The organism is Sphingomonas plantiphila (assembly GCF_046000505.1).
Lineage (GTDB): Bacteria > Pseudomonadota > Alphaproteobacteria > Sphingomonadales > Sphingomonadaceae > Sphingomonas > Sphingomonas plantiphila.
Window position 1 is genome coordinate 280,511 of record NZ_JBELQC010000003.1, and the last position, 9,018, is coordinate 289,528.

General features: G+C 64.9%; 11 protein-coding genes. 4 read left to right on the forward strand and 7 right to left on the reverse strand.

The genetic code is table 11. The features are described 5' to 3' along the window. Positions 1-11 precede the first annotated feature (11 nt). The 3 genes from rplO (at position 12) to ABS767_RS16390 (ending at position 2,710) form a co-directional block, all read left to right on the forward strand. A complete protein-coding gene (rplO, locus tag ABS767_RS16380; RefSeq protein WP_408080304.1) occupies positions 12-548 on the forward strand; it encodes a 50S ribosomal protein L15 in 537 nt (178 codons plus the stop codon). Between the two features lie 116 nt (positions 549-664). Next, a complete protein-coding gene (gene secY / locus ABS767_RS16385) occupies positions 665-2,029 on the forward strand; it encodes a preprotein translocase subunit SecY (protein ID WP_408080306.1) in 1,365 nt (454 codons plus the stop codon). 30 nt (positions 2,030-2,059) lie between these two features. Further along, on the forward strand, positions 2,060-2,710 hold the full coding sequence (locus ABS767_RS16390) for an adenylate kinase (RefSeq protein WP_408080747.1): 651 nt from the start codon (positions 2,060-2,062) through the stop codon (positions 2,708-2,710). Positions 2,711-2,739: 29 nt separating this feature from the next. Here ABS767_RS16390 and map read toward each other — a convergent pair whose 3' ends face one another. The 3 genes from map to ABS767_RS16405 form a co-directional block, all read right to left on the reverse strand. Beyond that, entirely contained in the window at positions 2,740-3,507 is a 768-nt protein-coding gene (gene map / locus ABS767_RS16395; protein ID WP_408080749.1) for a type I methionyl aminopeptidase, read from the reverse strand. A 1-nt stretch (position 3,508) separates the two neighbouring features. Then, entirely contained in the window at positions 3,509-3,718 is a 210-nt protein-coding gene (locus tag ABS767_RS16400) for a ParD-like family protein (protein ID WP_408080308.1), read from the reverse strand. A gap of 98 nt (positions 3,719-3,816) precedes the next feature. Continuing rightward, positions 3,817-5,031, reverse strand: coding sequence for a type III PLP-dependent enzyme (locus tag ABS767_RS16405; protein WP_408080310.1), 1,215 nt, complete (start codon positions 5,029-5,031; stop codon positions 3,817-3,819). A 146-nt stretch (positions 5,032-5,177) separates the two neighbouring features. On the opposite strand from ABS767_RS16405, the gene ABS767_RS16410 reads away from it, so the two are divergent. Further along, entirely contained in the window at positions 5,178-6,146 is a 969-nt protein-coding gene (locus ABS767_RS16410; protein ID WP_408080312.1) for a threonine ammonia-lyase, read from the forward strand. Positions 6,147-6,174: 28 nt separating this feature from the next. Here ABS767_RS16410 and ABS767_RS16415 read toward each other — a convergent pair whose 3' ends face one another. From ABS767_RS16415 to ABS767_RS16430, 4 genes are read right to left on the reverse strand one after another with little or no spacing between them, the layout of a single operon-like run. Continuing rightward, entirely contained in the window at positions 6,175-6,378 is a 204-nt protein-coding gene (locus ABS767_RS16415) for a hypothetical protein (RefSeq protein WP_408080314.1), read from the reverse strand. Positions 6,379-6,388: 10 nt separating this feature from the next. Next, the gene (locus ABS767_RS16420) at positions 6,389-7,174 is read right to left on the reverse strand and encodes an SDR family NAD(P)-dependent oxidoreductase (RefSeq protein WP_408080316.1); all 786 of its coding nucleotides are present in this window, start codon (positions 7,172-7,174) and stop codon (positions 6,389-6,391) included. A 5-nt stretch (positions 7,175-7,179) separates the two neighbouring features. Next, positions 7,180-8,376 carry a zinc-dependent alcohol dehydrogenase gene (locus tag ABS767_RS16425; RefSeq protein WP_408080318.1) on the reverse strand — a complete coding sequence of 399 codons (1,197 nt, stop codon included), beginning with the start codon at positions 8,374-8,376 and terminating at the stop codon, positions 7,180-7,182. Further along, positions 8,376-8,984: an SRPBCC family protein gene (locus ABS767_RS16430; RefSeq protein WP_408080320.1), complete on the reverse strand. Its 609-nt coding sequence runs from the start codon at positions 8,982-8,984 to the stop codon at positions 8,376-8,378. The genes ABS767_RS16425 and ABS767_RS16430 overlap by 1 nt, the downstream gene beginning before the upstream one ends. Positions 8,985-9,018: the final 34 nt, after the last annotated feature.

Consider the following 9,018-nt stretch of genomic DNA (forward strand, 5'->3'; position numbering starts at 1 on the left):
GAGTGCACGACATGAAACTGAACGATCTCACCGACAATGAAGGCGCCCGCAAGGGCCGGATGCGCGTCGGACGCGGCATCGGCTCGGGCAAGGGCAAGACCGCAGGCCGCGGCCAGAAGGGTGCCAAGGCACGCTCGGGCGTCGCGATCAACGGCTTCGAGGGCGGCCAGATGCCGCTCCACATGCGTCTGCCGAAGCGCGGCTTCAACAATCCGTTCGGCAAGGACTACGCCGAGGTCAATCTGGGCGCGATCCAGAAGCTGGTCGATGCCGGCAAGCTGACCGCGACCGAGATCGATCACGCGGCGCTGAAGGCCGTTGGCCTTGCCCGTGGCGGCAAGGACGGTGTCCGCCTGCTGGGCAAGGGCGAGCTCAAGGCGAAGCTCGCCTTCACCGTCGCCGGTGCGTCGAAGGGCGCGATCGAGGCGGTCGAGAAGGCCGGTGGCAGCGTCACCATCCCGACGATCGTTCCCGCTGCAGAGAAGCATGCTGCCAAGCATCGCGTGAAGCAGAAGGAAATCGCCGCCAAGAAGGCCGGTAAGGCCTGACTTTAACTGTGGACGGGGCGCTGCGCCGCATTGCCCTGATCCATCAGTAACCTATATGGGCGGCGGGGTGGCGGTTAACGCTTCTCCGCCGCTTTGGTTTCCAGGATATTCGCTCAATGGCATCCGCAGCCGATCAATTCGCTACCGGCCTCAACCTGTCCAAGTTCGGACAGGCCACCGAACTCAAGAAGCGCCTGTGGTTCACGCTGGGCGCGCTGATCATCTTCCGGATGCTGAGCTTCGTGCCGCTGCCGGGCATCGACCCGACCCAGCTCAACCTGCTGGCACAGCGCACGCAGGGCGGCGTGCTCGATTTCTTCAACACCTTCTCGGGCGGCGCGCTGGAGCGCATGTCGGTGATCGCGCTGGGCGTGATGCCGTACATCACCGCATCGATCGTCGTGCAGCTCGCGACCTCGCTGTCGCCGGCGCTCGCCGCGATCAAGAAGGAAGGCGAGAGCGGGCGCAAGAAGCTCAACCAGTACACGCGCTACGGCACGGTCGCGCTGACCGCGATCCAGGGCTATTTCATCGCCGTCGGACTTGAGGCGCTGGGCGCGACCCAGGGGCTGGCGCCGGTGGTGGAGCCGGGCATGCTGTTCCGCGTCGCTGCGGTCATCAGCCTGATCGGCGGCACGATGTTCCTGATGTGGCTGGGCGAGCAGATCACCAGCCGTGGCGTGGGCAACGGCATCAGCCTGATCATCATGGCCGGTATCGTCGCGCATCTGCCGACGACGCTGGTCCAGCTGTTCGAGGGCGGTCGTACCGGTTCGATGAACCCGGTGACGCTGTTCGCGATCCTGGCGGCGGTTGCTGGCCTGATCCTGTTCATCTGCTTCATGGAACGGGCGCAGCGCCGCATCCTGATCCAGTATCCCAAGCGCCAGACGCAGCGCGGGGTGCAGTCGGAGCGCAGCCACCTGCCGCTCAAGATCAACACCGCCGGCGTGATTCCGCCGATCTTCGCCTCGTCGCTGCTGCTGATGCCGCTGACGATCAGCCAGTTCGCTGGTCAGCAGCAGGCCGGGCAGGGCTGGGCGAGCGACTTCATCATCAGCCTCAATCAGTATCTCCAGCATGGATCGCTGGTGTACATGGCGCTCTACGGCGCCGGCATCATCTTCTTCTCCTTCTTCTACACCGCAGTGGTGTTCAATCCGGAGGAGACGGCGGACAATCTGAAGAAATATGGCGGCTTCATCCCCGGCATCCGCCCGGGCAAGAACACCGAGGCCTATTTCGATTATGTCCTGACGCGCATCACCGTGATCGGCGCCGCATACCTGACCTTCATCTGCCTCGTGCCGGAATATCTTGTGTCCGCGCTCTCGATCCCCTTCTATCTGGGCGGCACCAGCCTGCTCATCGTCGTGAACGTGACGATGGACACGGTGACCCAGATCCAGTCGCACCTGCTGGCCCACCAGTATGGCGATCTGATCAAGAAGGCGAAGCTGAAGGGCGGCCGCCTGCGCTAAAAGGCGAGGCGGCGAATGAGGGGAAGCGGTTTGAACATCATCCTGTTGGGGCCTCCGGGCGCGGGCAAGGGCACCCAGGCGGCACGGCTCGAGAGCGAGCGCGGCATGGTCCAGCTGTCGACCGGCGACATGCTGCGCGCCGCGGTGAAGGCGGGCACGCCGATCGGCCTGAAGGCCAAGGCAGTGATGGACGCGGGCGAGCTGGTCAGCGACGCGATCGTCAGCGGGATCATCGGCGACCGGCTCGACGAACTGGGCGATGCCAAGGGCGCGATTTTCGACGGATATCCCCGTACGGCGGCGCAGGCGGAATCGCTCGACGCGATCCTGGCCGAGCGCGGCCGGACGCTGGACCATGTCATCGAATTGGTGGTCGATGAGGACGCGCTCGTCGCGCGCATCACCGGGCGGTTCAGCTGTGCCAAGTGCGGCGCGAATTACCATGACAGCTTCAAGCAGCCCAAGGTCGCCGGCGTGTGTGACGTGTGCGGCTCGACCGAGTTCAAGCGCCGGCCCGACGACAATGAGGAAACGGTGCGCACGCGCATGGCCGAATATCGCGCCAAGACCGCCCCGATCCTGCCGATCTACGAAGCACGCGGCTTGGTGAAGCGGGTGGACGGCATGGCCGATATCGACGCCGTTACCGCTGCGATCGAAGCGATCCTGGACGGACGTTAGTCGAGCGCAGGGCGCCGCGTATCGGCGGGTCAGGCCGCGCGTTTCTCGTCGCTGCGCAGCGTCAGGACCTCGACACCCGTCGCGGTGACGGCGACGGTATGCTCGAACTGCGCGGAGAGCTTGCCGTCGCGCGTGACGACGGTCCAGCCATCGTCCAGCGCCACGGTCTTGCGACTGCCCTGATTGAGCATCGGCTCGATCGTGAAGACCATGCCCTCGCGCAGCTTCATCCCGGTGCCGGGCCGCCCAAAGTTGAGAACCGAGGGCTCTTCGTGCATCTCGCGGCCGATGCCGTGCCCGCAATAGTCGCGGACGACCGAATAGCCGTTCTTCTTGGCATGCTCCTCGATCGCCGCGCCGATGTCGCCGAGATGCGCGCCGGGGCGGACCTGTCCGATCCCCTTCCACATCGCCTCCTGCGTCACGCGCACTAGTCGCCGCGCGGCGGGGGAGACGGTGCCGACCATATAGGTTTTGCTGGAGTCGGCGATGAAGCCGTTCTTCTCCAGCGTGATGTCGAGGTTGATGATGTCGCCGTCGCGGATGACCTGCGCGGCATCGGGCACGCCGTGGCAGACGACATGGTTGATCGAGCAGTTCAGGACATATTCGAAACCGTACTGCCCCTTGCTCGCAGGGCGCGCTTCGAGGTCGGCGGTGATGAACCGATCGACCAGGTCGTTGACCTGCAGGGTCGACATGCCGGCCAGATTCACCGTGTCGAGCATCTCGAAGACAGACGCCAGCAGCCGTCCGGAAATCCGCATCAGCGCCAGCTCTTCGGCAGTCTTGACCATCTCAGGCGGCAGTCCGTTCGTCAGCCGGCGCATCGGCGGCGGCGTCGAGCTGGATCCGGACGATGTCGCTGAAAGACAGCGTCGGACTGGCTTCGGCGAGCATGCCGATCTTCATCCAGAATTCGGCCTGGGCGTTGATCGATCGGCACATCACCGTGCTGGCGCGGCGGACCTGTTCGTGCAGATCCTCGTCGATCTTGACGATGCCCATAACCAACCTCCGGAGCGGGTGAATATGCGAAGCATATACGTTTCGTATACGCTATCGTCAATCACGCCGCTCCGGCGGCAGTCCGGATTAGCCCCTGCTCAGCGGCGCGCGCGGCGCTTGAACTGGTCGAGGCTCACCACATTGGTCGGACGCTCGATCGCGATGCCCGAATAGAGCGTCGCCATCGGTTCGTCGGTGACGGTGTGGACGATGTCCGACCCGAAACCGTTGAACGCGGTGCGCATGGCACAGCCATAGGCGCCGAGCATCCCGACCTCGATATAGTCGCCGGCCTGGATGTCCGTGGGCAGCTCGAACGGGCCGGCCATGTGATCCATGTCGTCGCAGGTCGGGCCGTAGAAGCTGTATTCGGTCATCTCGGCCGCTTCGTCGGCATCGTCGCGCAGTACGCGGACCGGGAAGCGCCAGCCGACATGCGCGGCATCGAACAGCGCGCCATAGGCACCGTCGTTGATGTACAGCTCGTCGCCACGGCGCTTTTCGACGCGGACGATCAGCGAGCTGTACTCGGCGCACAGCGCACGGCCCGGCTCGCACCACAATTCGGCGCTGTACGAGATCGGCAGATTCTCGAACGCGTTGTGGATGACGCCGAAATAGGCGTCGAGCGGCGGGGGCTCCATGCCCGGATAGGTCGACGGGAAGCCGCCCCCGACATCGACGATGTCGACGGTTACCGACGAGGCGACGATCGCCGCGCGGACGCGCTCCATCGCCTCGGCATAGGCGGCCGGGGTCATCGCCTGGCTGCCGACATGGAAGCAGATGCCCAGCGCGTCGGCGACCTGACGGGTCGCGACCAGAAGATCGGCGACATCCTCAGGCTCCGCGCCGAACTTGGCGGCGAGGCTCAGCTTCGAATGGTCGGACGACACGCGGATGCGGACGCACAGGTTGAGGTCGGTCGCGTTGCGGGTCGCGCGGACGATCTTCTCCAGCTCGTCCATCGTGTCGAGGCTGAAGGTGCGGACGCCGTGAACGAAATAGGCTTCCTCGATCGCTTCCTCGGCCTTGACCGGGTGCATGAAGCACAGGGTCGCCTTGGGCAGGGTGCGGCGCGCCATGCGCACTTCACCGATCGACGCGACGTCGTAATGCGTCACGCCGCTATCCCACAGGATCTGCAGCAATTCGGGAGAGGGGTTCGCCTTGACCGCGTAGAGCACCGTTCCCGGAAACTTCTCGACGAAGAATCGGGCAGCTCGCTTTGCAGCGTGCGGACGAACGAGCGTTACCGGCTCGACGGGACGAAGGGCTTTCGCTAGCCCCAGCGCGCTATGATGCTTGTGCAACTCAAGGGACCTCCAATTGGCTTGCGCCGTACGGTGAAACACTGCCTTGCGGTGGAAGTCCCATGGGGCAGCGGACGGCTCACATAGGGTCGGGATGCCCCCTTGTAAAGCGAGAAGCGGCGGAAACCAGCGATGCGGGGTGAGATGTGACTATCGTAAGACAGCCGACACGGGCCGGGGTGCGGGACGCGGCGGCGAAGGTGGCAGCGATCCTGCCGCCTACCCCTTTGTTCGTGGCCGAGATTCGCGGCGTGCCGGTGATGTTCAAGGCGGAGTCGCTCCAGCCGATCGGGGCGTTCAAGATCCGCGGCGCGTGGCATCGCCTGACGGCGCTAGACGCCGGGCAACGGTCCAAGGGGGTGGTCGGCTTCTCGTCCGGCAACCATGCGCAGGGGGTGGCCTGGGCCGCGAAGCGACTCGGCATCCCGGCGGTGATCGTGATGCCGAGCGATGCACCCGCGCTGAAGCGCGAGGCGACGCTGGCGCTGGGCGCAGAGGTCGTCAGCTATGATCGGATGACCGAGAATCGCGACAAGATCGCGGCGCATCTCGCCCATGCGCGCGGCGCGACGCTGGTGCCGCCGTTCGACGATCCGTGGGTGATCGAAGGGCAGGGGAGCATCGGGATCGAGGTGCTGACCCAGGCCGCCGAGATGAACCTGCCAGATCCGGCGCAGATGGTGGTGCCATGTGGCGGGGGCGGGCTGGCATCGGGCATCGCACTGGCATTGCCCGATGCACAGGTCGTGGTGGTGGAACCGGAGGGCTGGGATGATATGTGCCGCAGTCTGGAGGCAGGGTGGATCGAGCCCGTGGTGGATAACCCGCCCGCGACGGCGTGCGATTCGCTGCAGACGCTGCGCGTCTCTCCACTGACGTTCGACGTCCTGTCGCGACGCGGCGCCACGGGCGTGCGCGTGAGCGAAGCCGAGGTACGGGCGGCGCAACGCTGGGCGGCGCGCAAATTGCGACTGGTGGTCGAGCCCGGCGGATCGGCGGCGCTCGCCGCGATCCTTGCGGGGAAGGTCGATCCCCGCCCCGACATGCTGGTCGTCCTGAGCGGCGGCAATGCCGATCCGGGGGCCTATGCCGAGGTACTGGGGAGGGATGACTGAGGACGCACCCTAGGACGCCTATAGTGCGTCAGCCGTCGGGCCGGTCCTTGGGATAATCCTCAGGGTCGACGCTGCCGACCATCGGGCGGTCATCGACGGGCTCTTGCGCCTGTCCGCCCGGCGTGCCGTCGTCGTTGCTGTGCGCGCGATCGCGACGGTCCGGGTCGGTCGCGCGGGGCTCGTCGCTCGCGGCAGTCGCGGTTGCCTGCTCTGCTGGATGTTCGCCGGCCATCGGGCGCTCCTCAATCCTGATCCGCTTCGGGTTGGGCCATTCCGCGATGCATCTCGGCCAGCACCGACTGAGGGGCGAGACCGGACGCGGCAACCTGGAGCTTGTTCGACCAGCCCGATACGATATGGCCCTTGCCGTCCATCATCGCATCCCAGCCGTCCTTGGCGACCTTGGCCGGGTCTGCCTTGTTCTCGTCGCGGCCGACGGGGGTATCGAGCATGCCGGCGCGTTCGAAGAAGGGCGTGTCGGTGGGACCGGGCATCAGGGTGGTGAGCGTAACGCCCTCCACCTCCTTCAATTCGTTGCGCAGCGCCTCGGTGAAGTTGTCGATAAACGCCTTGGTCGCGTTGTAGATGGCGTTGAACGAGCCGGGAATATAGCCGGCGATCGATCCGGTCACGAGAACCTTGCCATCGCCACGCGCGACCATCTCCTTGAGCATCTTCTGCAGCAGGTAGACGGTGCCGGTGACGTTCGTGTCGATCGAATGACGCCAGCTGGCGACGTCCTGGTCGAGGAACGGGCCGCCGGTACCGACCCCGGCATTGGCTACGAGTATGTCGACGCGGCGTCCGGCGGCCGCGGCCAGTAGCCGGTCGACACCCTCGATCGCCGAAAGATCGGCTTCGAGCGATTCGACCGTCACGCCGGTCTGGCCGAAATCGCGCGCGGCGGCTTCGATCAACGGCTCGTTCGCCACGACGATCAGGTCATATCCATCCTTGGCTGCAAGGGCCGCGAGCTCGTATCCAATTCCGGTCGATGCGCCGGTGACGATTGCCAACTTGTTGGTCATGCTGGTTACTCCGCTGCCATCGCGGTTTCCAGGCCGGGCTTCAGCACGACCTTGGTCACCTCGTTCTGATTGTCGTGGAACATCTTGTACCCCTCGGCCGCCTGTTCGAGCGGAAGGGTGTGGCTGATCAGGAAAGTCGTGTCGATCTTCCCTTCCAGGATCGCCTGGAGCAGCCCGGGCATGTAATGCTGGACATGGGTCTGGCCGGTCTTGAGCGTCAGCCCCTTCTCCATCAGCGCGCCGAGCGGGAATTTGTCGACGAAGCCGCCATAGACCGCCGGCATCGAGACGCGCCCGCCCTTGCGGCAGGCGAGGATCGCCTGGCGGATCGCGTGCGCACGATCGGTGCCAAGGAAGGTCGATGCCTTGATCTGATCGATCACATTGTCGACGAAGAAGCCATGCGCCTCCAGCCCCACCGCGTCGATACACGCGTCGGGACCTATGCCGCCGGTCATCTCCATCAGCGCTTCATAGGTCTTGCTGTCCTCGAAATTGATCGTCTCGGCGCCGAAGCGCTTCGCGAGTTCGAGGCGGTGCGGGAAATGGTCGATCGCGATGACGCGCTCGGCGCCCATCAGGAAAGCGGACTGGACCGCAAACAGCCCGACCGGACCGCAGCCCCAGACGGCGACGGTATCGCCCGGCTCGATTTCGGCATTTTCCGCCGCCATCCAGCCGGTCGGCAGAATGTCGGAGAGGAACAGCACCTTCTCGTCCTCGACCCCATCGGGAATGACGATCGGCCCGACGTCGCTGAACGGGATGCGGACATATTCCGCCTGTCCGCCCGAATAGCCGCCGGTCATGTGGCTGTATCCGAACAGGCCGGCCATCGGCTGACCGTAGAGTTCCTGCGCGATGTCCTGGTTATCGGCGGGGAGGCCGTTGTCGCACGCCGAATATTGATGCTTGCCGCAATGGTAGCAGGCACCGCATGCGATGGTGAACGGCACCACCACGCGCTGCCCCTTTTTCAGGGTCGATTTCGGGCCGGTCTCGACCACTTCGCCCATGAATTCATGGCCGAGGATGTCGCCCGACTTCATCGTCGGGATATAGCCGTCATAGAGATGCAGGTCTGACCCGCAGATCGCGGTCGCGGTCACCTTGATGATCGCATCGCGCGGGTTGAGGATTTCGGGATCGTCGACGGTGTCGACACGCACGTCGTGCTTTCCGTGCCAGGCGAGTGCGCGCATCAGTTCTTCCCTTCTTCCATCTGGGCGCGGCTGCGCGCGCCTGTCGCGATTTCGCCGGTTTCCATCAGTTGCTTGAATCGGCGCAGGTCGCGTCGAGCCTGGATCGCGGGTTCGCGCTGAAACATCTTCGCGATGACCTTGCCGATGATGCCGGCCGGCGGATCGTAGAGGATCGTCGCGGTGACGATCGTACCGCGGTCGCCCTGGGCATCGCGAAAGTCGATACGGCCGCTATTGGGCACGTCGGCGCCATCTTCCGAGGCCCAGGCGATCACCTCACCATCCCGCTCCTCGGTGATGACGGAGGTCCACTCGACGGTCTTGCCGCCGGGCGCCTTCACCACCCAGTGCGACCGTTTGTCGTCGAGCATCTCGATCCGCTCGACATTCTCCATGAAGGTCGGGAGCCGCGTGAAGTCGCGCCAATAGGCGAACAGTTCGGCACGCGGGCGGTTGATCGTGACGGTGCGGCCCACCAATGTGTCGGCATCGCCTTCACCCGGCTTGTCGACGAGTGTCTGAACCGCGCTGTCGACTGCGGCATCGCGATGTTTCGAGGACGCAAGCGGGGCGTCGTCCGCACGCGCGGGATCGATCGTGTCGGCCATAGCTTATCCTTGCTGAAATCTGCTGCGTCAACGA